General features: G+C 40.5%; 25 protein-coding genes. 8 read left to right on the forward strand and 17 right to left on the reverse strand.

Annotated features, from left to right (window positions below; translation table 11 throughout):
• Positions 1–67: 67 nt before the first annotated feature.
• The 9 genes from L3V25_RS04230 to ccoN all read right to left on the reverse strand — a co-directional run bounded on the left by L3V25_RS04230 (position 68) and on the right by ccoN (position 7,979).
• Positions 68–814, reverse strand: coding sequence for an FNR family transcription factor (locus L3V25_RS04230; protein WP_237294204.1), 747 nt, complete (start codon positions 812–814; stop codon positions 68–70).
• A gap of 93 nt (positions 815–907) precedes the next feature.
• Positions 908–1,579, reverse strand: coding sequence for a sulfite exporter TauE/SafE family protein (locus L3V25_RS04235; protein ID WP_237294205.1), 672 nt, complete (start codon positions 1,577–1,579; stop codon positions 908–910).
• Complete coding sequence (gene ccoS, locus L3V25_RS04240) at positions 1,576–1,770, reverse strand: cbb3-type cytochrome oxidase assembly protein CcoS (RefSeq protein WP_237294206.1); 195 nt, start codon at positions 1,768–1,770, stop codon at positions 1,576–1,578. Before ccoS ends, L3V25_RS04235 begins: the two co-directional genes overlap by 4 nt.
• 13 nt (positions 1,771–1,783) lie before the next feature.
• Complete coding sequence (locus L3V25_RS04245) at positions 1,784–4,174, reverse strand: heavy metal translocating P-type ATPase (RefSeq protein ID WP_237294207.1); 2,391 nt, start codon at positions 4,172–4,174, stop codon at positions 1,784–1,786.
• Positions 4,175–4,183: 9 nt separating this feature from the next.
• A complete protein-coding gene (locus tag L3V25_RS04250) occupies positions 4,184–4,663 on the reverse strand; it encodes a FixH family protein (RefSeq protein ID WP_237294208.1) in 480 nt (159 codons plus the stop codon).
• A gap of 76 nt (positions 4,664–4,739) precedes the next feature.
• On the reverse strand, positions 4,740–5,732 hold the full coding sequence (ccoP, locus tag L3V25_RS04255; protein WP_237294209.1) for a cytochrome-c oxidase, cbb3-type subunit III: 993 nt from the start codon (positions 5,730–5,732) through the stop codon (positions 4,740–4,742).
• A complete protein-coding gene (locus tag L3V25_RS04260) occupies positions 5,732–5,908 on the reverse strand; it encodes a cbb3-type cytochrome c oxidase subunit 3 (protein WP_237294210.1) in 177 nt (58 codons plus the stop codon). The genes ccoP and L3V25_RS04260 overlap by 1 nt, the downstream gene beginning before the upstream one ends.
• A 10-nt stretch (positions 5,909–5,918) precedes the next feature.
• Entirely contained in the window at positions 5,919–6,536 is a 618-nt protein-coding gene (gene ccoO / locus L3V25_RS04265) for a cytochrome-c oxidase, cbb3-type subunit II (protein WP_237294211.1), read from the reverse strand.
• A 12-nt stretch (positions 6,537–6,548) separates the two neighbouring features.
• Positions 6,549–7,979, reverse strand: coding sequence for a cytochrome-c oxidase, cbb3-type subunit I (gene ccoN, locus L3V25_RS04270; RefSeq protein WP_237294212.1), 1,431 nt, complete (start codon positions 7,977–7,979; stop codon positions 6,549–6,551).
• A 219-nt stretch (positions 7,980–8,198) separates the two neighbouring features.
• On the opposite strand from ccoN, the gene L3V25_RS04275 reads away from it, so the two are divergent.
• Both L3V25_RS04275 and L3V25_RS04280 read left to right on the forward strand, forming a co-directional pair.
• Positions 8,199–8,612 carry a hypothetical protein gene (locus tag L3V25_RS04275; protein ID WP_237294213.1) on the forward strand — a complete coding sequence of 138 codons (414 nt, stop codon included), beginning with the start codon at positions 8,199–8,201 and terminating at the stop codon, positions 8,610–8,612.
• Between the two features lie 365 nt (positions 8,613–8,977).
• Positions 8,978–9,214 (forward strand): hypothetical protein, encoded by a 237-nt coding sequence (locus L3V25_RS04280; RefSeq protein WP_237294214.1) that lies wholly within the window; start codon positions 8,978–8,980, stop codon positions 9,212–9,214.
• A 16-nt stretch (positions 9,215–9,230) separates the two neighbouring features.
• On the opposite strand, the gene L3V25_RS04285 is transcribed toward L3V25_RS04280, so the two are convergent.
• Positions 9,231–9,566 carry a hypothetical protein gene (locus L3V25_RS04285; protein ID WP_237294215.1) on the reverse strand — a complete coding sequence of 112 codons (336 nt, stop codon included), beginning with the start codon at positions 9,564–9,566 and terminating at the stop codon, positions 9,231–9,233.
• A 211-nt stretch (positions 9,567–9,777) separates the two neighbouring features.
• Here L3V25_RS04285 and L3V25_RS04290 point away from each other — a divergent pair, with 211 nt between their 5' ends.
• Positions 9,778–10,539, forward strand: a complete 762-nt coding sequence (locus tag L3V25_RS04290; protein WP_237294216.1) for a DsbA family protein — start codon at positions 9,778–9,780, stop codon at positions 10,537–10,539.
• Positions 10,540–10,969: 430 nt separating this feature from the next.
• Here L3V25_RS04290 and L3V25_RS04295 read toward each other — a convergent pair whose 3' ends face one another.
• Positions 10,970–11,320: a DUF413 domain-containing protein gene (locus L3V25_RS04295; RefSeq protein WP_237294217.1), complete on the reverse strand. Its 351-nt coding sequence runs from the start codon at positions 11,318–11,320 to the stop codon at positions 10,970–10,972.
• 173 nt (positions 11,321–11,493) lie between these two features.
• Between L3V25_RS04295 and hdfR the strand changes: the two genes are divergently transcribed.
• Positions 11,494–12,357 carry an HTH-type transcriptional regulator HdfR gene (hdfR, locus tag L3V25_RS04300; protein ID WP_237294218.1) on the forward strand — a complete coding sequence of 288 codons (864 nt, stop codon included), beginning with the start codon at positions 11,494–11,496 and terminating at the stop codon, positions 12,355–12,357.
• A 109-nt stretch (positions 12,358–12,466) separates the two neighbouring features.
• Positions 12,467–12,643: a hypothetical protein gene (locus tag L3V25_RS04305; RefSeq protein WP_237294219.1), complete on the forward strand. Its 177-nt coding sequence runs from the start codon at positions 12,467–12,469 to the stop codon at positions 12,641–12,643.
• 83 nt (positions 12,644–12,726) lie between these two features.
• Here L3V25_RS04305 and L3V25_RS04310 read toward each other — a convergent pair whose 3' ends face one another.
• The 4 genes from L3V25_RS04310 to vxrA are packed head-to-tail and all read right to left on the reverse strand — an operon-like array spanning position 12,727 to position 15,851.
• Positions 12,727–12,888: a YoaH family protein gene (locus L3V25_RS04310; RefSeq protein ID WP_237294220.1), complete on the reverse strand. Its 162-nt coding sequence runs from the start codon at positions 12,886–12,888 to the stop codon at positions 12,727–12,729.
• 34 nt (positions 12,889–12,922) lie between these two features.
• Positions 12,923–13,783 (reverse strand): DUF2861 family protein, encoded by an 861-nt coding sequence (locus L3V25_RS04315; protein WP_237294221.1) that lies wholly within the window; start codon positions 13,781–13,783, stop codon positions 12,923–12,925.
• Positions 13,784–13,804: 21 nt separating this feature from the next.
• Complete coding sequence (vxrB, locus tag L3V25_RS04320; protein ID WP_237294222.1) at positions 13,805–14,461, reverse strand: response regulator transcription factor VxrB; 657 nt, start codon at positions 14,459–14,461, stop codon at positions 13,805–13,807.
• Positions 14,436–15,851: a sensor histidine kinase VxrA gene (vxrA, locus tag L3V25_RS04325; RefSeq protein ID WP_237294365.1), complete on the reverse strand. Its 1,416-nt coding sequence runs from the start codon at positions 15,849–15,851 to the stop codon at positions 14,436–14,438. The genes vxrB and vxrA overlap by 26 nt, the downstream gene beginning before the upstream one ends.
• Before the next feature lie 364 nt (positions 15,852–16,215).
• Between vxrA and L3V25_RS04330 the strand changes: the two genes are divergently transcribed.
• The 3 genes from L3V25_RS04330 (at position 16,216) to L3V25_RS04340 (ending at position 19,377) form a co-directional block, all read left to right on the forward strand.
• Complete coding sequence (locus tag L3V25_RS04330) at positions 16,216–17,184, forward strand: tripartite tricarboxylate transporter substrate binding protein (protein ID WP_237294223.1); 969 nt, start codon at positions 16,216–16,218, stop codon at positions 17,182–17,184.
• 170 nt (positions 17,185–17,354) lie between these two features.
• Positions 17,355–17,825, forward strand: a complete 471-nt coding sequence (locus L3V25_RS04335; RefSeq protein WP_237294224.1) for a tripartite tricarboxylate transporter TctB family protein — start codon at positions 17,355–17,357, stop codon at positions 17,823–17,825.
• Positions 17,826–17,835: 10 nt separating this feature from the next.
• The gene (locus tag L3V25_RS04340; RefSeq protein WP_237294225.1) at positions 17,836–19,377 is read left to right on the forward strand and encodes a tripartite tricarboxylate transporter permease; all 1,542 of its coding nucleotides are present in this window, start codon (positions 17,836–17,838) and stop codon (positions 19,375–19,377) included.
• A gap of 94 nt (positions 19,378–19,471) precedes the next feature.
• On the opposite strand, the gene L3V25_RS04345 is transcribed toward L3V25_RS04340, so the two are convergent.
• On the reverse strand, positions 19,472–20,173 hold the full coding sequence (locus L3V25_RS04345) for a response regulator (RefSeq protein WP_237294226.1): 702 nt from the start codon (positions 20,171–20,173) through the stop codon (positions 19,472–19,474).
• A gap of 9 nt (positions 20,174–20,182) precedes the next feature.
• Positions 20,183–21,826, reverse strand: a complete 1,644-nt coding sequence (locus L3V25_RS04350; protein ID WP_237294366.1) for a sensor histidine kinase — start codon at positions 21,824–21,826, stop codon at positions 20,183–20,185.
• Positions 21,827–22,070 lie beyond the last annotated feature (244 nt).

Genomic DNA, 22,070 nt, shown 5'->3' on the forward strand with positions numbered 1-22,070 from the left:
TTTGGAAAGAAAAAAGCCGCTAAGTATGAAAACTTAACGGCTTAATCATTGATTCAATATCTAATTTTTATTCTTCAGCAAAACCGGCAAGTTTTTGCAGTGCATCATGGTCGATGATCGTAATGTACTTACCTTTAACGCTTAGAATATCGCTCTTTTGGAAACGACCAAGTAGGCGACTGATCGTTTCAACGGTTAGCCCTAGGTAGTTACCAATATCACCACGAGTCATGGTTAATCGGAATTCACGAGGGGAGAAACCACGTTGTGAGAATCGAGTCGATAAACTATATAGGAATGCTGCTAAACGTTCTTCGGCATTCTTCTTAGACAACAGCAAGATCATATCTTGGTCGCCTTTGATTTCATTACTCATTAAGCGCATGATTTGCTGACGCAATTTTGGCATTTGACCTGAAAGTTCATCTAACGTTTCATAAGGTATTTCACAGACCATTGAAGTCTCTAACGCCTGCGCAAAACTAGGGTGAGAATTGTTATTAATTGCGTCAAAGCCAACTAAGTCACCCGCAAGATGAAAAGCGGTGATTTGTTCATCGCCTTGTTCTGTGATGGTGTAACTTTTTATCGTACCTGAGCGAATCGCATAGAGTGATTTTAGTTCATCACCCGCTTTAAAAATTTCTTGTCCTTTTTGGACAGGTTTTTTTCGCTCGATAATTTCATCAAGTTGATCCAGTTCATTTTCATTTAATGAAAACGGAATACATAATTGGCTGATACTGCAGTCTTGGCAATGGATGGCACAGCCACCTGATTGGACTCGTTTCGTTTTTGCGTTATCTGAAATCATAAAATACCGAGCAGTTTTAATTGATATACATCAAGATTTTAGCACCTCATACCACTAAAGGACAGCAGAAAATCATCGGATATAACAGTTATATTACAGTAAACGGACAACTCCTTGATACAACTGAAATAAGGCGTAGGCCAATAAAACCGTGGCACCAAGGCGTCTAAAGAGTAAGGATTTTACTAGTTGATTGAACTGAGTCGCACTCACGCCAACCGCAAGCATCAAGGGTAGTGTTCCTAAGCCGAATGCCAACATGATCAAAGCACCATTGACTGAATTCCCAGCTGCAGCAGACCAAGTCAACATAGAATAGACTAGGCCACATGGCAGCCATCCCCAAATGAAACCAAATGGAATCGCATAAATAGGGTGCTTAATAGGAAGTAGCTTTTGACCGAATGGCGCTATGTGCTTCCAAAGGCTTTGACCTACTTTTTCTATCCATATCAGGCCGTTCCACCATTGCCCAATATATAAAGCCAGTAGCAACATGAATACGGCAGATAAAAGACGTAACCAATTGAGAGGAGAGTTGATTCCAGAGTAGGACGAAATCGTTGAAATAGAGCCGCCAATTATCGCTCCGATTAAAGCATAACTCGATAAACGGCCAATATTATAAAAAAGGGGATTCAGCCATTGTCTCTTTGTTGAAACTTGGCCTAAGTTCATTAAAGAAGCGATACCACCACACATACCCATGCAGTGACTGGCGCCTAATAAACCGATTAGAAAAGCCGCTAACCAATCAGAACTCATTTTGCTTTATCTTTCTTTTCAGCAGGCTTTACGATTTTATCGTCAAGGTCATCGTTATCATCAAATAAAATACTATGTCCTTGACGATCGAGATCATCAAATTGATCGGTTTTTACTGCCCACATAAATAAACCAACGGCGATACAGACAAATATGATGGCAATTGGAATTAACAAATACAAACTGGCCATTTCAAGAACCTTATTACTTCAACAATCTAAGTGAGTTGGTCACTACAATAATGGAACTTGCAGACATACCAATAACGGCAAAATAAGGAGCAATGAACCCCATAACAGCCAATGGAAGAATTAAGGCGTTATAGCCGAGTGCCCAAGCTAAATTTTGTCGAATAATACCACGAGTTTGAATGGCTAGCCCTCTAGCTTCAAGTACTTTATCCAGTCTATCGCCAAGTAGAACCATATCTGCAGAGGATTTTGCCACATCTGAGCCGCTACCCATGGCAACAGAAAGGTGCGCACCCGCTAGAGTTGGTGCGTCATTAATACCATCACCAATCATTAAGGTAACGCTATTCTCATTAAGAGACTGTAGATAAGCTAATTTGTCTTCAGGTTTGGCTGAGCATTGGTATTGAGTAATGCCCAACGCTGAAGTGACTTTTTGAGTATTTAACGCTGAATCTCCCGTCAATAGGGTGATGTCTATATTGGCTTTTTGTAATTGCTTAACAAAACTGAGGCTTTCTTTACGTATAGGGTCGGTATACTCAAAACGTGCTACTAAGCGGTGATTACAAGATAAATATACCGAAGATGCTTGTGACTGTTCTAATTCTCTCTCATCAGTATTTAAGGCAAAAGATAAGGTTCCAATATGCCAAACATCATTTAAATACTGTCCAGAGACACCAGAGCCAATAACGTTAGAGACATTTTCTATCGTGACTTCTTCAGATGAATATTTCTGGAATGCCTTTGAGATTGGGTGGTTAGCATGTTGTTCTAACGCAGCAGCAATCGCGAGTACTTGAGAATTGGTATACTGACTATCTAAAAGCTCTGTATCACTAATCTCAATATTACCTTCCGTCAGGGTGCCGGTTTTATCCAATACGATATGATCTACTCGGCATAAAGTTTCAAATACATGACCTTTACGCAATAAAATACCTAAGCTTCCCAGCTTTGAGGTTGAGCATGTCACAGCTGTTGGGGTCGCAAGAGATAGGGCGCATGGGCAGGTTGCCACGAGTACTGACAACATAATCCAAAATGCTTCATCTGGTCGATGTTGATGCCAATAAAACCAAGTTGCACCAGCAATAACAAGAATGACCGCAACAAAATACTTAGCAACATGATCGGCGACTTCTGCGATTTTAGGCTTTGATAACTGGGCCTCATCTTGCAATCTCACAATATTGGAAATGACAGAGTCGGCTTTGTGGCAAGTCACTTCCAACTCAAAAGATTCGCCAACATTCATAGTGCCGGCATAAACAAAATCATGGTGCTGTTTTAAAACGGGAATCGATTCACCCGTGAGCATGGATTCATCGACTTGTGTGGTACCAACGACAATCTGTCCATCTGCAGGAATATGTTCTCCGGGTAATACTCGAATCACATCGCCAATGGTTAAGCTTCGGACAGGGATCTGGCTTCCATCTAACTTCCTTGCCATCGCGGGTACTAGTTTCAATAAATTTGCGCTGGCGGTGGCCGCTTTACGGCGTGCGCGCATTTCTAAGAAACGGCCAACTAATAAAAAGAAGGTGAACATGGAAATGGATTCGAAAAACACTTCACCTTTGCCCGCCACGGTGGCCCATAAACTTGAAACATAAGCAAAGATAAGTGCAATAGATACGGGAACATCCATACCTAGCGTCTTGGCCTTTAAACTACGCCAAGCATTAATATAGAAAGGCTGAGCAGAATAGAGCAGTACAGGTGTTGCGAAGATCAAACTGACCACTCTTAAAAACTGTTTAAACTCACTATCAAGATCAGAGAACACTTCAAAATAAAGTGCAATAGCAAGCATCATAACTTGCATTGTCGCTAAGCCTGCAACACCCAAGCGATAAAGGTATTGCTTCATCATTTGGTGGTAGCTTTCTTCGTGCTGATTAGGCTCAAAAGGTGCAGCTTTATACCCTAATTGATGGATATTTTTTAATAACTCACTTAAATGAATTTTAGAGTCATCCCAGCGTAATATGGCTCGGTTGGTAGTGATGTTTACTCGAATTAAAACAACACCAGAGTAGGCCATTAACTGCTTTTCGATAAGCCATGCACAAGCGGCACAAGACACACCATCGAGTGACAAGGTAACTTCCGACATATCTTCAGTGTGTCGTACAAACTCTTTCTGAACATCTTCATTATCGTAATGAATAAGCTTTTGCAGCTGCTCAGGAACCAGCTCAACTTTTTCAGCAGAAGTAGTGCGATATTGATAATAAGAAACTAAACCACTCTCTACGATAGTTTGTGCAACTGATTGGCAACCAGGGCAACACATAGGGCGAATCTGCCCAAGTATTTCAACGTTAAAGTTAGTATTAGCTGGTACATCATCATTACAGTGATAACACACTTGATGCGTCGAACGAGCAGACATTTTTACGCCTTAATCAAGTAAAACGGTTGGTGTTTTGCTAGGAAATGCGACTTTCCCTTGGATAATCCATTCTTTGTTATGTGGCTCTAGTTTAATAAACCAAGGGCCTTGTAATGGCGTATCTAAACTAAGTCGATAATTACCATTAGCATCAGAGCTAAGAGTACGTTCGAAATCACGATCAGGTAGGGTTCGGTGAGTAAATGAGACTTTTAAAGCAGGGTAAAGTTCGAGTTTACCTTTGTCTAACTTAAAACTTACGCCTCTAGGAGTTGAAACAACACTAGCATTAAGTTTGAAGCCTTTTGCGACATGTATTCTAGTCAGATCGACATTAATCCCTTTGCCTTCTTTATAGTAATTTTCAGAAACCAAATCGACACTATTTTTCGTAAATAGACCAAGGGTAACGAAACTACCGGTGACTGCGCACATAGGAAGGAAAATTAGAAACCAAGGCCAGAATTGTTTGTACCAGGGCTGTTGCATAGTGTTCTCACAAATAAAACGAAATAGATACAAGAAAAAACAGCCCCAGAGCGGGGCTGTTAAACCACTTAATGTATTATTGGGCAGGTTCTGGCTGAGGTTGGTTACTCAAGCTCCAGACATAAGCGCCAACCAGGTGAACTTTATCATCACCTAAGATATTGCTCCAAGCCGGCATCACACCTTGACGACCATACTCAACAGATTCAGTCACATCAGCGCGAGAATCGCCGAATAACCAATCATTATCGGTAAGATCTGGTGCACCAAATGCTGGGTTACCTTTACCATCTGTACCATGACAAGCCGCACACGCCGCAAAGCGTACTTTACCAGCCGCCGCTTCACGTGAGTTAACTTTACGTCCAGATAAGCTCAAGACATAACTTACCACTTCACGTACGCCATCATCGCCAAATGTTTCTCCCCATGCAGGCATCGCACCTACACGGCCATGACGAATTGTCGTCAAGATAGCTTCAGGCTCACCACCGTATAACCAAGCATCGTCGGTTAAATTAGGGAAACCTTTGAAACCACGAGCATCAGAACCATGACACTGAGAACAGTTTTGTAAAAACAAATTCTGTCCTACGCGTAAGGCGTCTGGATCTGCAGCAATTTCAGGTAATGTACGGTATGCAGTACCTTCAGAGTTATAAGCTAAGCGCTTAAACGACTCACCGTAAAACTTATCGGCATCATCTAACTCTTTTGCATATTGATCTAACTGCTTATTCTCTTGTGAAGCTTTAATTGATGCTTCCATCTCTTCAACAGATTTAACTTGTTGCGCTGAACTCGTCCAACCTAGAAGACCAGGGTAGTTACCTAAACCTGGGAACAAGGCTAGATAAACAGCAGCAAAGATAAATGTTGAGAAGAATAAGTAAGTCCACCATTTTGGAAGTGGGTTGTTGAGCTCACGAATACCATCGTATTCATGCCCCATATCCGCACCTTCTTCTACGCCCATTTTATCTTTTAGACACCAGATTAAAATGGCCGCAATACCAAAGATTGTACCTAGTGTAATTACGGTAATCCAAACACTCCAGAATGTAGTCATTACTGCATTCCTCCCTGCTTTTTATCTGATTCAACTGGCTCATCATCAAAAATAATATTCGCAGCTTCATCAAAACGAGACTGGCGGCTTTTGCTTCCATAAGCCCACCATACAACACCACAAAAACTGATGAATAAAACAAGAGTCCAGATACTATGAACGGTTACGATATCCATATCTCTCTCCTTATTTCATCGAGTGGCCAAGCGATTGAAGATAAGCAACTAAAGCATCTAGCTCAGTTTTGCCTTCAACATCTTTTTTCGCATTAGCAACTTGCTCATCAGTGTACGGCACGCCGAAATCATCACGGAATAACTCAAGTTTTTGTTGAGTATATTCACCGGTTAGTGTGTTTTCTGCCAACCACGGATAGCCAGGCATGATAGATTCTGGCACGACTTCACGAGGGTCGATTAAATGGACACGATGCCATTCATCAGAATAACGTCCACCTACACGAGCAAGGTCAGGACCAGTACGCTTAGAACCCCATAAGAAAGGGTGTTCCCATACTGATTCACCAGCCACAGAGTAGTGACCATAACGCTCTGTTTCCGAACGGAATGGACGAATCATCTGGCTGTGACAAACACTACAACCTTCACGGATATAGATATCGCGGCCTTCCATCTCAAGCGCTGAATATACTTTTAAATCTTCAACAGGTTCAGTTGTTTGCTTTTGGAAGATTAGCGGAGTGATCTCAACTAATGCCCCTAAGCTGATACCGAAAACCATCAAAATTGCCAATAGACCGACGTTCTTCTCGACTATTGAATGGCGATTCTTATTCGAACTCATATTCATAGCCTCCTATAAAGCCGGTTGAGGAATAGCTTTTAAGCTTTCCTTTGGCGCAGAAATAGTTTTGTAGGTGTTATAAGCCATCAACAACATACCAGACACGATAATCACACCACCAATAAAGCGAACTAAGTAGAATGGGTGAGAAGCTTCAACCGTCTCAACAAAGCTATACGTTAATGTGCCATCAGCGTTAACTGCACGCCACATCAGACCTTGCATCACACCTGAAATCCACATAGCAACGATGTACAGCACAGTGCCGATAGTCGCAAGCCAGAAGTGAACATTGATCAGTTTGATAGAGTACATACGCTCTTGGCCAAATAACTTAGGAATCAAGTGGTATAGAGAACCAATGGTAACCATTGCAACCCAACCTAATGCCCCAGAATGCACGTGACCAATTGTCCAGTCAGTATAGTGAGATAGCGCATTAACCGTCTTAATTGCCATCATTGGACCTTCAAAGGTAGACATACCGTAGAAAGACAGAGAAACAATCAAGAAGCGTAGAATCGGATCGTAGCGAAGTTTATGCCAAGCACCAGATAGCGTCATAATACCGTTGATCATACCGCCCCAAGAAGGAACGAATAAGATCACAGACATCACCATACCTAATGACTGAGTCCAGTCAGGTAAAGCAGTGTAGTGAAGGTGGTGCGGACCGGCCCAAATATAAAGAGAAATTAGACCCCAGAAGTGCACGATCGATAAACGGTAAGAATAAACAGGGCGTTCAGCTTGTTTTGGTACAAAGTAATACATCATACCTAAGAAGCCCGCAGTCAATAAGAACCCAACTGCATTGTGTCCATACCACCATTGAACCATGGCATCGACAGCACCAGAATAAATCGAATAAGACTTACCTAATGAAACTGGGATTGCCATGCTATTTACGATATGTAGTACCGCAACAGTCAGTATAAAACCGCCAAAGAACCAGTTAGCCACATAAATATGAGATGTATTTCTTTTGATTAAAGTACCAAAGAAAACAATCGCATAAGCAACCCAGACGATCGCAATAGCGATATCAATAGGCCACTCTAGCTCCGCATATTCTTTACTGGTTGTATAGCCCAAAGGTAGTGAGATAACTGCAGCCAAAATAATGGCTTGCCAACCCCAAAATGTAAACGGAACTAATAAACCACCAAATAAGCGGGTCTTACAGGTTCTCTGAACAACGTAATATGATGCAGCGAATAGGGCACTTGTGCCAAACGCAAATATTACCGCATTTGTATGTAATGGACGTAAACGGCTGTACGTCAACCACGGCGTATCAAAGTTAAGCTGTGGCCAAACTAATTGAGCGGCAATTAACACACCCACACTCATACCAACAATACCCCAAAGTATGGTAACCAGGGCGAATTGACGTACGACTGTGTAGTTATAATTATGCTCAAGCTGATGTTCTTGGCTCATCTTGAATGCTTCCAATATTATAATTAACTACATAGCATCAACACGAAAATAGTGTTGTAATGTCACCCAAACACACATCATCAACTGATTAAAAATAAGCCGATAACAATGGTTTTCAATAAAAGTAACATTTTCGTTGCCTACTATACCTGACATGCGAACAGGTTATATAGGTAAATTAGTAAAAATTTGAAGTAAGTTGCATAGGATAAAAGTGTAATGGCAGCCGAGAAACTCACCAAAGCAAGACTTGTACAAATACTCATCATATTCAGCGTATTAGCCACAGCATTCACGTGGAGAACATTTCAACACCAACCACAGCAAAGCACTGATACCGTATGCCAAATAGATCAAAATTGTACAATAAAAGTCGATGATATAGAGCTTTCAATGCTCTTTGAAAGAGAAACCGATGATTCGCTTATGATTTTGGCTCAACCAGTTGATAGTAAAACTAAAACCAAATTACAGGATCTGACTTTAAGTTCTTCAGCCATACTTGATAGTAAAAGCCATCACCTAGAACAATCGATCAGCATCAAAACAGTATCAGACATAGATAACTCACGTTGGTCGATTTCAACACCAACGGGAAATATGTACTGGATAACGTTAAACACTCAGAATTGATTTAATTTGCTTATGTGATTGGAGAGATTGAGAACGTAGGTAACAAGCGGCAAGTTCAAGTTTTATGGGTATATATTTATATATTGTGATGATGGGCATTTAGGATACAAAGGAAGCCATTTATCGATGGCTTCTAAAAAATACAAAATAGGGTATTCCATTGAACAATCACAACAAATCCTACGTACATGCACACTTTATTTAACATAATATACGTAATGCGCACTAAGGTGTAAGTTCTATTAGTATTAAACCCACACTATTGTCTGAACTTTAACCAACAAATCTGAAATCTTAAGTAGCTAATTTTTATTATGATTTTTTGATGATAGAATCTCGCGATCTCATTCATAGGAACCTACTGCTTGAACAAGAACATTATTAAGGCATTGTTGATTGCACCATTAATTTGGCTTGCTTACCTTTGGTATTTTGATTTTCGACCAATTATGGATAGTACTTATCTATTGCCAATTGGTTTTGCTATGCCACCGATAATGGCTTGTGGAGCACTTATTGCTTATCAATCAAGAGCCTGGATGATTTTTTCTGGTTACGTTTTGCTATGTGGCAGCTTGGTCATTCAAAATTTACTATTTTAAGTCAATTACTTAGCAATCAATGTCCTGTAGTGATTGTTAATCGTAATAGCTTCTCAGGTGTATCATAGGCTATCTTTTGATTTCGGTATTTCTTTAGCTCTTTCTTTACAACCTTACATACCTGACTGTTCCCATTGGTTCTCACTCGTTTGAGCTTGGCATACTTTTGGTCTAGATGATTCATTGATAGCATGATCCTACATTCACCTTTTAAATGCTTGGCTGAATCATCTACGGCTTTCTGTGCTTTCTTTTTGTAAAATTTCGCAACTTTATAGCGTTGGCTATCATCATAACTAAAGACTGATGGACTAATGATAAGTATACAAAAGAATATAACGAATGATTTCATCCTACTAACACCTTGATTGATTAACAAAATCAAAGTTTTCACCGTTTCAATGATCTCATCAAGCCTACTTCAATGGTTAGTTATGCTAACCTCAGATTTAAGAAGCGATTACATTTCACGAAAATAATTGCGAGAAAACTTCATATTACGGAACTTGTTGTTAAATAAAGGTTCTAAAATCACTAACACTTATTTTTAAATTGGACACTTTATGAAAAAGCTTATTCTACCTCTTGTACTCACCGCAGTGACACATTGTGCTACAGCTGCTAATACTGCGACATTCACTCCAGAACAAGAAGCAAGAATTGGTGAAATAGCCGCACAATACCTCGCCGATCACCCAGAGTTTTTAATTAAAGCCAGCCAGAAACTGCAACAGAAACAGCTAGAAGAACAAGCGAATGCTCAAAAATCGGCAGTGATAGCAAATAAAAATGCTTTAATTAATGATAAGACGACCCCTTTTACTGGCCCTAAAGATGCGAAAGTGAATGTTATCGAATTCTTTGATTACCAGTGTGTCTACTGCTACCGAATCTCTTCAACAATTGAATCTTTGCAAAAGCAATACCCGAATGTACGCTTTATCTTTAAAGAAACCCCTATCTTTGGTAACCGTTGGGAACCATCAAAATACGCTGCACAAATGGGATTAGAAGTTTTCGCTCAAAAAGGCTCTAAAGGATATGAGCAATATCATAATGGAATTTATGCCAGTGGTTTAAATGAAGGTAAATTAACTAAAGCAGTTGTGAATACCCAAGCTAAAAATGCAGGGGCTTCATTAGATAAGTTTAAACCAACGGAAAATTATCAAAAGAACTTACAACTATTTTCTCAACTTGGTTTTAAAGGCACACCGGCTTTAGTTGTCATGCCAACCGATGGTGCGACCACTGAAAATACCTACGTGATCAATGGCGCAGATGTTGCGTCATTAACCAATGCAATAAAAACCTTATCTAAATAAAGAACCATCCAAATCATCTAATTTGAAATAGCGAATTTAACAGATTCGCTATTTTTTCACATCAACAAAGTTACACTGTAACTAATACTGCGCCGATCTGGGGATAAACGCTACAGGGTAACTCTTGCATTTTCCTACCATTAGCTTCATAAGCATCCTCCTCCCAACTGTAATAAAATAACACACCAAAATCTCACGCTATTTTCTGGTATTTTTCGCTTTCATTTTGTGGGTAAGTTGTTATTAAGTTGGAAATTTTACCTTTCAATCTGAAAGCCCTATTTAAATAACCAATCAAATCAGCAATTTATATACAGGTTACAATTATCCAGTTCGTTACGGCGTTGCGTTCTACTGAGCATGTTTAGTACAAAAAAAGCCCACCATTTCTGGTGGGCTCATCGAAAATTCAATTTAGTTTTTGTCGACTTTAATCATCTAACAATAGATCGTCCGAATCACTATCATCATCCTCATAAGATGACGCACTGCCTTTTACCGTGCTGCAGAGTGTGTATGTTCGCTTACGCTGAGTTTTACTTAAATACTTCTTCCAGCACTGAACATATTTACTAGCAATCCCCTCGCCTCCTTCTTGCTGAAAAGCGGTGATGAATTCTTTCTCGTCATCATCTTCAGGAGTTAAGTTACCTTCGAATAGTCCTTGCATCGTTCGACCATAATTTTCGAGGATTTGTGCTTCATTAATAGTAAATTCACCAGAACGACTAAAGCCGCGTGCAAAGTGTTTATTATCAAAAAACTTTCCTAGGTTTCTCATATTTCAACTCTTTTACTGTGTTACTTGTATTTCAGCGAAAATAGGTGTTTATTGTCTAACTGTACAACAAAAGATTTTGTTCAATTTAATAAAATTTTTTTATCATTTTGCGATATTCTTGTCTTCATATTAGTCAAAGAATCAAACTTTTTTCAAATCCTTTGAGGTGAACTTTGGATACAGAGCTATTAAGGACATTTTTAGAAGTAGGAAAGACGCGTCACTTTGGTCGTGCAGCAGAAAGTTTGTATCTCACGCAATCAGCGGTGAGCTTTCGTATCCGCCAACTAGAGTCACAATTAGGCAGCCCGCTCTTTTCACGTCAACGAGGTAATGTTCACCTCACTCCAGCTGGAGAAAGGTTATTACCCTACGCTGAATCTATTTTACAAACCTGGGGACGCGCTAGGCAGGATGTCTCTCTGAGCGAAAACTACATGGAGCAGATATCCTTAGGCGCTTCTTCTAGTGTTTGGGAACTAGGTGGCATTTCAGATTGGATTAACGAATCTCATCAGGCTTTGCCAGAAGTTGCATTCAGAATGGAGTCTGTTAGTCGCCAAGATATCGTACGAGCTTTATTAGAAAAAAGTATCGATATGGCACTACTCGGCGATCCACCTAAAGTCGAAGGCTTTAAGCTGAAACAAGTGGCTAGCTTCGAATTTAAGTTAGTTTCAACGCAACCGGATGTGAATTTTAATCAACTACCTTCGGTTCCATTAGCTTACTTAGATTGGAGTACTCGTTTTTCGATTGAGCATGCGAGAATTGCCGAGTTACAAAGAACGCCATTGTTACATGCGGCTTCTAGTAACGTCATTGTTAAGTTTTTAAGTGCCAATACGGGTATGGCTTATTTACCAGAGCCCGTCGTATCGAAACATATTGACGCTGGAAAGTTATTTATCGTGGAAGATTCCCCAGTTATGGAGCAGTCTTTGTATTTATGCTGGAATGAAGATAATGAAAAAGTGAATCTAATTAATCAATTAGCTGAGGTTCCATTCGAATTAAGGACACCTTCTGACGATTAATAACTTTCATGCTGACATCAAAAAAACTTCGTTTTACTGTCACATTGTTATTACATAATCTCTAAGTTGTCTGAAAATACTTTAAGACGTTAGATGGTTGGATAGGAACATGAGCAACTGGGATAAGTGGTTAAAGAATGATAGTTCTCGTTTGTCTGGTAAGAAGAACAGACGAGATTTCGATGATTATGACGGTGAGTTGATTGAAAAAAGTAAATCAAAGCGTAAATCTCATAGAGATAAGCACCACCCACGATCCGAGGACTTCGAAGACCGTTTGTACTAATGTGTAATGAAATAGAGGGCGATTAATGCCCTCTTATATTTTTGTCAATTCATTTAGTTATAGTGCATCAAAGCGAGTAAAGATTACTCGCCTTCTTCGGCTTTAGCTTTCTTTTCACTGCGGATTCGCTGAGCGACAATTCCAATTGCTTCAGCGGTACTTATCCCTTGCTCCATCAGCTTTTGTATTTCTTCTACTGCCGCTTGTTGCTCTGCATGGCTAAGCGTTGGTAAATCATCAAACATATTAATTCTCTTTTAGAGTAAGTTGGGCTTTGCATTATTCAGAAATATCAAAAGCTTTATTGATAACCTGCTTATCTTCAATGGCTATCGCACCTTGCCAGCGTTTATGAGTAATTGAAACCCCGAGTAAATACCGGTCAACCGGAAGCTTAGTTTTAGGAACTTCACTAGGATAATCAGATTCATACTGTTTATTCCAAACTTCGGTATAGTCACCATCTACATCACCATAAAGAGCAACATCCATAACCGGTAATGGGCAATATCGATTCAACAAAGCAGTTTTATCGACAACCCAAGATTCCTTGGAACTCCATCTCACGGTCTGTTTATTATTTGGATGCGTCAGTAAAATCCAACTTTCCCACTCTTCTCCAAGGCTAGTTTTGATTTTGACTTTATAGAGACCGGTATCTAACTGTGCATTTAGATCCGCCTGTTGACGATATTGCCAATATTTATCATCAATTTTTTCCGGCGTATCAACGTTAGACATCAATACCTGTTCAGGCCATTGAATAAAAAGGATCTGATCGAGCTCTCTATCCGTTTGAGCATCAATTTCTAGCCGATAGCTTAAACGTCCAGGACTTTGTATCACTTGGCGTTGGATAGCAAGTTTATTCAACCATGTTGGCAGTTTTGAATTATCAAAAGAACGACCACAATCTTTATCAAGCGCTTTTAATAACAGTTGATCAAGGTGACTTTCAATGTTCTCTTGTGGCTCTTTTTGCCAAGTTTGAATCATAGCATCAAAGCTTTCTTCAAGATGGCCTTCTAATAAAAACTTATGAGCATTGGTTAACGAAGTTTGTTCCAGAAACCAGTCATTCGCCGCCCAAATTGGAGCGGCAAAAAGTGACAGTGTAATTAATGAGTATTTTAACTTCAAAACAATTCGCTCAACTAACTATTAAGCTTTCATCTTGTAGCCAACACCACGCAGAGTTTCTATTTTGATACTAGGTATCTTCTGACGTAGCTGTAAAATATGTGTATCCACGGTACGAGTTGTTGGGAAATGGTTATAGCCCCATACATGATCTAGCAGTTCATCTCGTGTAAACACTCGGCCTAAATTACTTGCAAGGAAAACGAGCAGATCAAACTCAGTACGAGTCATCACTATCATTTCCTCGCCAAATTTCACATCGCGAGTCGTTTTATCAATAAAGATGTCACCTACCGTAATTGTGTTGCCATCTTCCTCTGCATCTGGTGAACGTAATTGCGCACGAATTCGCGCAAACAGTTCCGCTTCAGCAAACGGCTTTGTTAGGTAATCATTGGCACCTGCATCAAGTCCTGAGACTTTATCTTTAACCGAAACTAACGCCGTTAACAAAATAACGGGTACCGATTTAATATTCTTCCAATCATTTAGGAAAGTAACAGAATCACCATCGGGTAATTGACGGTCTAAAATCACTAAGTCTGCTTTACCCCATACGGATGCAACATCGGCTGCACGCTCAACATGCAAACACTCATAACCAGCTTGCTCTAAACTGACCAATAGGCCATCAGCAAGATTGCGATCATCTTCAACGAGTAGCAGTGTCTGTTTCACAGGGAATCTCCAATTTAAATGTTGTCGGCGGGCCACTTAAGCTCAAAGAGCCACCCATTCGTGCAACCATCGATTCAACGATAGTTAATCCTAAGCCTAATCCGCTTTTGCTCACGAATGGTTTACGTAGTTTCGCCCAGTCCTTTTTAGTCAACTGTCCTTGGTCAATTATCTCAAGAACCAATTTATTTGAATACGTTGTTGCCTTTAATACCACAGGGTCAACACCATACTTACATGCATTTCTTACTAAGTTATCAACACAAGTCCCTAGCCAGTAGATATTAACTTTGACGGCTAGATCCTGATTTAATTCAATGGCAATGTTAAATTCGCCTTGCGCATAGCGGTACTCTAACCATTCATCAAGTGATGGGATCCACTCTGTTGCAAGTGTTTGAGTATCAGATTGCAAATAGTCTTTACTCGCTTCGGCTAATTGTCTTAAGCGGCGAGTATCTTCACATAAGCGGCGAAATTCATCGTACACCGTATCCGGTAAGTGCTCGAACTCACGGCGAAAACCTTCAACGGTAAGTGACAAACTTGCAATTGGCGTTCTAAGCTCATGCGTTAAAATTTGTAGCACTAACATCCGGCTGCGTAGCTCTTTACGTTTATTGATCCAACGCGAATAACCCCAGCCACAGATTAGAATAACATTGACGATACCTAAGGCTAAGATACTGTAAAATAAGGTATCTGAGTTGCTTTTTATATCCCAACATACATTGCCACTTTTTACGTAACAATGTTCACTTTGACTTGCCGGCGTCGCGATCAATTCTGCTTCTTGCAACCTAGTGTCTAATGCCTTTTGGTCGAAGACATAATATTGCATGCCTTTTCGTAACCAAAATTCATTTCCCGCGATAATGGTTTCCGATCCTGAAATCAACGCAGAAATCGAATCATAAGGCATTATTTGTAAACGACCTAATAAAGTATTCTCATCCGCTATTGGCCTTTCTTTAATATGCATAAAAGGTAATAGCTGTTTATATCTCTCAGGATGAGCTTCCGCATAGCGTGCTGCATAAGTCCCCCCACCAGGGTGGATCATTCCAGAACGTACAAACCATTTAATTGGTAAGTTAGTACCATTACACAAGGCTCGAGAAAAAACTAAAGGGTCGGTCACTAAAGGGCTTAATGGGTATTTTCCCTTACATGTCGTCGCCAATTTGTATAAACGTTGCATATCTTGCAGAGGATATGTTGCGGTCTGTGGAATGAGTGAATCTGGTGATAATAGACTCGTTGGATAGTCCGTTTGAATCACTCGTAAATCATAGACTGCTGCCGCTTTGTCATTATCAAACGATGTTTTAAATTGCTCGATACGATCAGGTAGCGTATTGGCATTTGCTGCCCCCGCTATCACCGTCATCGACAAAATTAAAAATCGCGTTAATTTCAAAGGGTAATCATCCTATCTGACAAATATCTGGGCGTATCATACTACACAAAAAAACAGTTCTAACCACTTGTCATGTCATTTTTAAGTCATTATTAACGTTTATGTAACCTTTGATTAAAAGTTACCTCACAGCTAAGCATAACCTACCTAGTCAAAAGGCGATGCTGTGATTTTTATGAACAAAATGGACACAAGTAACAATATCCCTTTTAAGTCTCCATTATAGAAAAACTCGCCTCCAGCTTCTAAATTCATTCACGTGATCCAATAACCCAGCAGTACTGGGTAATCAATTATAGAAATAGATAACTATAAGAACATAAGGACGTTAAACATGAAAAAACTAACCACTTCAATTTCAGCCACACTACTATCCGCTGCATTTGCAACGTCTGCGTTTGCCAATGATATAAAAGAAATTCATTTTGTGGTTCCTGGTGGCGCAGGTGGTGGCTGGGATATGACTGCTCGCAGTACCGGTGATGCACTGAGAAAAGCTGGTATTATTGAAAATGTTTCATACCAAAACCTATCTGGTGGCGGTGGTGGTAAAGCAATTGCTTATATGATTGAAACCGCAGATCGTCAACAAGACACATTAATGGTTAACTCTACTCCAATAGTAGTTCGTTCTTTATCAGGCATTTTCCCGCAATCTTTCCGAGATCTGACTCCTGTTGCTGAGACCATTGCCGATTATGCTGCTTTCGTAGTTGCCTCTGACTCTGATATCAAAACGTGGGAACAAGCGGTAGACATGTTTAAGCAAGATCCGCGTTCATTAAAAATCGCAGGAGGATCTGCTCGCGGTAGTATGGATCACCTTGTTGCTGCAGCCGCCTTTAAAGGGGAAAATCAAGACCCTCGCAAGGTTCGTTACATTGCTTATGATGCAGGTGGAAAAGCCATGGCCGCCCTACTTTCTGGTGAGACCCAAATGCTATCAACTGGTTTAGGCGAAGTGCTTGAGCTGTCTAAAAGTGGTCAAGTTCGAATCATTGCAATCACTGCCCCTAAACGCCTAGATACCGCTCCTGATATTCCAACACTTAAAGAAATGGGCAACCCTACCGTCTTTGCGAACTGGCGCGGTTTCTTTGCCTCTCCAGGCATTAGTAAAGAAAAGGTAGAACAATGGAATGCGGCTTTAACCAAAATGTACTCAACCAAAGAGTGGCAAGAAGTTCGTGACCGTAACGGTTGGATCGATGAGTACAAAGCTGGCCCTGAATTTACCGCCTTTCTTGAGCAGCAAGAACAGCAGATCGGTGATCTGATGCGCGAGCTAGGCTTTTTAAAATAATATTGTCGCCATATTAGGCACAATCACAATTTGCCGCATTTGATTTTTAAAACGTTCTCCTTTGTATACTTTGGTTAACTAACAGATGACTATTGTGCATCGCTACTCACGTAGGTAGTTAACTGGTTGAATGCGGCTTTCTTATTCCCTTTCACTATTGGAGCAGAGTTATGTTCTCCAAATTTATCTCAACCGACCGAATTAGCGCCCTGTTATTTCTCTTGTTTTGCTTAGGCTATGGCTATCAAACAACCGAAATTATGCTTTTTCCGGGTGATGAATATGAACCCTTTACCGCTCGAACCTTACCTTTTGCATTAGCAATAATTGGTTCAATTTTATCTTTATTACTGCTTGTGACAGCTCAGCCTGATGAAAAGCGCGGCCTTGCCAGTCATTTTGATTGGAAGCTGCTTATTTCATTTCTGATTTTAATGGCACTTTATGGATTTGGCTTAACTTGGCTAGGTTTTGTTCTTGCCACTGGTGGCTTCTTACTTGGCGGCTTTTATCTACTCGGTGAACGTAAAAAGTCGATTTTATTTGGCGCGTCGTTCCCATTCGCTTTTGCTTTTTATTTATTACTCACTCAAGGTTTAGATATTTATCTAGAGCCTGGGTACATCTTCAACCTTTTCTAGGATAGAAATCATGTTAGATGGAATTTTGATCGGTTTATCCACGGCCGTTATGCCAATGAATATCTTCATGGTTATCGTGGGCTGCTTTGTCGGTACCTTTATCGGCATGTTACCTGGTCTTGGACCAATTTCAGCGATTGCCCTAATGATCCCAATTAGTTATGGGTTAGATCCTTCTTCTGGCCTAATTTTAATGGCTGGGGTTTATTATGGCGCGGTGTTTGGCGGGTCGACCTCTTCAATATTAATTAATGCACCGGGTTGTTCTTCTACGGTTGTGACCGCTTTTGATGGTTACCCAATGGCGCAAAAAGGCCAAGCAGGTAAAGCTTTAGCACTTGCCGCCTATTCTTCTTTTACTGGCGGTACTTTGTCAGCCATCATGCTACTGGTTGCGGCTCCCGCGTTAGCTTCTGTATCACTTAGCTTCCAATCATCCGATTATTTTGCATTAATGCTACTAGGTTTATCGGCGGTTGCTGCCTTTGCTGGTAAGGGACAAGTCATAAAAGCATGGATGATGACTATCTTCGGTTTAATGTTATCTACCGTGGGTATCGACAAAGGCATTGGTGTTGAGCGCTTTACTTTTGGTTCAACCGACTTAATCGATGGCTTTAGTTTCTTATTGCTGGCAATGGCAACTTTTGCACTAGGTGAAACCTTAATGGGAATCCTGAAACCGTCAAAAGACACTAGCCAACAAGAAAGCCAAAAAATGAATGAACTGGGTAGCATGAAGATCTCTAAAGAAGAGTTTAAAGAAGCCGCTCCAGTGTCGATTCGTTCTTCGATTCTTGGTTTCTTTACCGGTGTACTACCTGGCGCTGGCGCAACCATTGCGGCATTTTTAAGCTATGGTATGGAGCGTAATCTCGCCCCGAAAGAGAAAAAAGAAGAGTTTGGTAAAGGCAGTATTCGTGGTTTAGTTGCACCAGAATCTGCTAATAATGCTGCATCAAGTGGTTCCTTTGTACCATTATTAACGCTTGGTATTCCCGGCTCTGGTACGACCGCGATCATGCTTGGTGCTTTAATTTCTTATGGTATTCAACCTGGCCCACGTCTATTTGTCGACAACCCAGATATCTTTTGGTCAGTGATCATTTCAATGTACTTCGGCAATATCGTGTTAGTGATTTTGAATTTGCCGCTGATCCCGTATATTTCAAAGCTACTCATGGTGCCACGAACTGTACTCCTGCCAATGATTTTGTTCTTCTCAATCACAGGCGTGTACCTGGTTTCGTTTAATACCATGGATGTGTACATTATGATCATGATTGCAATGGTCGCAATTGTACTACGTTTGGCTAACTTCCCGCTCGCCCCATTACTACTCGGGTTTATACTCGGGGGAATGATGGAAGAAAATTTGCGACGAGCTTTAATGATCAGTGACGGGCAATTGAATTTCCTATGGGAACGCCCGATTACTCTAGCCTTTACCTCTATCGCTGTACTGGTTCTCTTCTCGCCACTACTAACCATGGCATGGAAATATTTTAAAGGTCGTAAAGTAGATGCATCGTCTAGTGAAGCCCCGCAATAATCAACGGATATAACGAGTTGATAGTATAGGTAAAACAAAGCCACCGTCACTGGTGGCTTTATGTTATTCAATTTATTGGATTTTCATCTTAAGCTTAACGAACCACTTTTTTATAGCTTCTCTCTGGTCTACCTACCGTGCCGTAGCTTAAATCAGCCACCAGTTCACCAGTTGTGATCAAATACTCCAAATAACGACGTGCAGTGGTTCGACTCGCGCCGATTTTTTCTCCAGCTTCATCTGCGGTTAATTGACCGGTTTCTTGCTTAAACAAACAGCGGATTTTATCTAATGTCACCCCATCAATGCCTTTGGGTAGACGCAATGTATGCTGATTTCCTTCGCCATCAGTGGAAGACGTTTGAAACATCTTATCCACTAATCCTTGATCTAGACTAGACGCTTGCTCAAAACCCGTTAATCGGTGTTTGTACTTATTTAAAGCTGACTCCAAGCGAGAAAAAATCACTGGCTTCAATAAGTAGTCCACGACACCACCACGCATGGCTTGTTGCAAGGTATCAACATCACGAGCAGCAGTAATCAAAATAACATCGCATTGGTGTTGCTGCTGGCGTAAATAACGCAAAATATCTAGTCCATTACCATCAGGTAAATACACATCGAGCAATACCAATTGTGGTTTAAGAATATCGACTTGAATCTCGGCTTCATGTTGGCTAGTCGCAATACCTACCACTTCAAAGCCATCGATTTGGCTCAGGTATTTATGGTTTACTTCAGCAATGGCAATGTCATCTTCAATGATCAACACTCGAATACTTTCTTGAGTCATTTTTTCTTCCTATTTAATCTCGCCTGAGTTCATACCATTACGATAAAGATGCTGATCTTTGGGCAAATAAATCGTCACACGTGCGCCACCTTGTAGCCCATTTATAATATCGAACTGACCATGATAGGTTTTGGTAATGGTATTCACTAAATACAATCCAACACCGCGATTAGTTTTCGCTTTACTTGAAATTCCCTTTTCAAAGAGTTCTTCTGGCCGATATTTATCTGGCAAACCGAGGCCATTATCTTCAACTTCCAAAATCACTTCGGTGCCATAATCACTTATGGAGACCACCACAACAGGTTCACTACACTGTTTAGCCTCTTTTGCTTCAAGTACCGAATCAAACGCGTTATCAATCAAATTACCTAGAATAGTAACGAGATCTTCAGAGTTAATTTCTAGCGGTAATGCCTCTAAATGGCAGCCTTCTTCGATATGTAGGCTAATCCCCAGCTCTCTTGCTCGTTCGGTTTTACCAAGTAACAAGCCAGCAATTAATGGGTCAGCAATCGCTTGACGTAAAAACTCGATAAGCTGCTGGTAATGTTCGGTTTCTCTACCAATCAAATTCTGTACTTTTTCAATTTCGTTCAGTTGTAATAAGCCACTAATGGTATTGAGCTTATTGCGATGCTCATGCGTTTGAGAACGAAGTAAATCGGCATATTCACGAGTTTGCGAAAGCTTCTCTGTTAGGTCAGCAATTTCATCGCGGCGGCGGAAACTCGATACCGCCCCCACCACTTGGCCATCGATATAGATAGGACTACGGTTAGCAATAATCCGCTGACCATTCAAAAACAAATTAATATTATGATCCGGTTTTGGCTGTACCAATAATCGTTCTAAATCGCTGTCGGGCATCACTGCTGAAAAAGGCTTATTCAAGACTTCATCTCGGTTCAGTTTTAGAATATCGCAAGCACTGCGGTTGATAGAGCGTAAGATTCCCTGAGCATCAATACTCAGAACCCCTTCTTTAATCGTGCTTAGCGTGACATCTAGTTCCACATACAAACGGGCAATTTCTTCGGGTTCAAACCCCAAAATGGCTTTTTGAAAACGTCTCGATGCATAGTTGGCAAGTATAATATTTAACGTTAGAACTAGTAGTGCTGTAATCAACAAGAAAGCAAGATAAGGCTCAATACGATTTTGTAAGTTATCCAGTAAATAGCCAACTGAAACAATACCGATGATGTTGCTACTGTTATCAAGTACCGCAGATTTACCGCGCACAGCGTGGCCAAGTGATCCTTTCGCATAAGAAATATAACTCAACCCTTGCTGGAGTGCTTTTTGGTTATCGCCACCCACCATGCGTTTGCCGAGCCTATCGTCGTATGGGTGAATAAGGCGAATGCTGTTTTTATCACCTACCACAATATAAGCCGCGCCGATTAACCTTGTGAGATCTCGCATTTCTTGCTGTAGTTCACCTACTTGACGAGTCTGAATTAATTGGATGATTTCTGGGGAACGAGAAAGAAAAACCGACACTTCTTTGGCTTTTTGGGCTAAATCATTTTGTTGAGTATGTTTGATATAGCTAAAGCCTGCGGCAGTCAGTACCAAAAGCTCAAATAAGCCTGATACCGTCATGATCACCAATAAGCGTCGACGAAAATTAAGTGTATTCCACTGGATCACGGCACCAACCTTATTTAAGACAGGACACGACTACAACCAAAAGATGGCAAAGAAAATACCACTTTTTATTAACAATTTCCGCGTTCTAGCGATTCGATGACCTGATTTTGTGATAAGCCTTGCAGCCGTTACATTTTTAAGGCTCAAGTTGTAAATATGTGTATTGATAAATAGATTTCAGACACAAAAAAAACCAGTCACTTTTCAGCAACTGGTTTTTATTGTGAAGCTTATTAATTAA

Source organism: Vibrio sp. CK2-1, from assembly GCF_021726515.1.
GTDB lineage: Bacteria > Pseudomonadota > Gammaproteobacteria > Enterobacterales > Vibrionaceae > Vibrio.

What these genes read in the sequence shown, in the direction of transcription:
- L3V25_RS04230 (WP_237294204.1), bottom strand. Translation starts at nt 814, where the DNA reads ATGATTTCAGATAACGCAAAAACGAAACGAGTCCAATCAGGTGGCTGT.
- L3V25_RS04235 (WP_237294205.1), bottom strand. Translation starts at nt 1,579, where the DNA reads ATGAGTTCTGATTGGTTAGCGGCTTTTCTAATCGGTTTATTAGGCGCC.
- ccoS (WP_237294206.1), bottom strand. Translation starts at nt 1,770, where the DNA reads ATGGCCAGTTTGTATTTGTTAATTCCAATTGCCATCATATTTGTCTGT.
- L3V25_RS04245 (WP_237294207.1), bottom strand. Translation starts at nt 4,174, where the DNA reads ATGTCTGCTCGTTCGACGCATCAAGTGTGTTATCACTGTAATGATGAT.
- L3V25_RS04250 (WP_237294208.1), bottom strand. Translation starts at nt 4,663, where the DNA reads ATGCAACAGCCCTGGTACAAACAATTCTGGCCTTGGTTTCTAATTTTC.
- ccoP (WP_237294209.1), bottom strand. Translation starts at nt 5,732, where the DNA reads ATGACTACATTCTGGAGTGTTTGGATTACCGTAATTACACTAGGTACA.
- L3V25_RS04260 (WP_237294210.1), bottom strand. Translation starts at nt 5,908, where the DNA reads ATGGATATCGTAACCGTTCATAGTATCTGGACTCTTGTTTTATTCATC.
- ccoO (WP_237294211.1), bottom strand. Translation starts at nt 6,536, where the DNA reads ATGAGTTCGAATAAGAATCGCCATTCAATAGTCGAGAAGAACGTCGGT.
- ccoN (WP_237294212.1), bottom strand. Translation starts at nt 7,979, where the DNA reads ATGAGCCAAGAACATCAGCTTGAGCATAATTATAACTACACAGTCGTA.
- L3V25_RS04275 (WP_237294213.1), top strand. Translation starts at nt 8,199, where the DNA reads ATGGCAGCCGAGAAACTCACCAAAGCAAGACTTGTACAAATACTCATC.
- L3V25_RS04285 (WP_237294215.1), bottom strand. Translation starts at nt 9,566, where the DNA reads ATGAAATCATTCGTTATATTCTTTTGTATACTTATCATTAGTCCATCA.
- L3V25_RS04290 (WP_237294216.1), top strand. Translation starts at nt 9,778, where the DNA reads ATGAAAAAGCTTATTCTACCTCTTGTACTCACCGCAGTGACACATTGT.
- L3V25_RS04295 (WP_237294217.1), bottom strand. Translation starts at nt 11,320, where the DNA reads ATGAGAAACCTAGGAAAGTTTTTTGATAATAAACACTTTGCACGCGGC.
- L3V25_RS04305 (WP_237294219.1), top strand. Translation starts at nt 12,467, where the DNA reads ATGAGCAACTGGGATAAGTGGTTAAAGAATGATAGTTCTCGTTTGTCT.
- L3V25_RS04310 (WP_237294220.1), bottom strand. Translation starts at nt 12,888, where the DNA reads ATGTTTGATGATTTACCAACGCTTAGCCATGCAGAGCAACAAGCGGCA.
- vxrA (WP_237294365.1), bottom strand. Translation starts at nt 15,851, where the DNA reads ATGACGGTGATAGCGGGGGCAGCAAATGCCAATACGCTACCTGATCGT.
- L3V25_RS04330 (WP_237294223.1), top strand. Translation starts at nt 16,216, where the DNA reads ATGAAAAAACTAACCACTTCAATTTCAGCCACACTACTATCCGCTGCA.
- L3V25_RS04335 (WP_237294224.1), top strand. Translation starts at nt 17,355, where the DNA reads ATGTTCTCCAAATTTATCTCAACCGACCGAATTAGCGCCCTGTTATTT.
- L3V25_RS04340 (WP_237294225.1), top strand. Translation starts at nt 17,836, where the DNA reads ATGTTAGATGGAATTTTGATCGGTTTATCCACGGCCGTTATGCCAATG.
- L3V25_RS04345 (WP_237294226.1), bottom strand. Translation starts at nt 20,173, where the DNA reads ATGACTCAAGAAAGTATTCGAGTGTTGATCATTGAAGATGACATTGCC.